The organism is Streptomyces anulatus (assembly GCF_000721175.1).
GTDB classification, from domain to species: Bacteria; Actinomycetota; Actinomycetes; order Streptomycetales; family Streptomycetaceae; genus Streptomyces; species Streptomyces anulatus_C.
The window spans coordinates 1-301 of the sequence record NZ_JOEZ01000137.1 but is presented as its reverse complement, the minus strand read 5'-3'; the positions used below and the strand labels follow the sequence as shown (position 1 = coordinate 301).

Here is a 301-nt window from a genome sequence, read left to right as displayed (position 1 = left end):
GTCGATGATGCCGGTCCGCCCACTCGTGCCGAGGTGGTCGATGACTTCGGCCAGCGTCCGGAGCCGGACGCCGGGGCTGATCGTGCACCCTCGCTCGGCGAACAGGGGCCGCATCTCACCGATGGCCCGGGTGATGGTGGAGCGGTCGACTCTGAACCAGCAGGCCAGCACATCGTGGTTATCCCGTGGCGAAGGTGCACGAGCGTGGCCACGGAGCCGGTCGACGAACACGAACCGGTGCTTCGCACCGGCGCCCACCGCCCGCCTCCGCTGCGCCCGCCCCCCCTGCTGCGCCCCCCCA

Annotated in this window: 1 pseudogene; it reads right to left on the bottom strand. The window is 71.8% G+C overall.

Features of this window, described 5'->3' with window-relative positions:
* A pseudogene (locus IG90_RS46995) lies at positions 1-301 on the bottom strand (helix-turn-helix domain-containing protein); the annotation flags it as partial.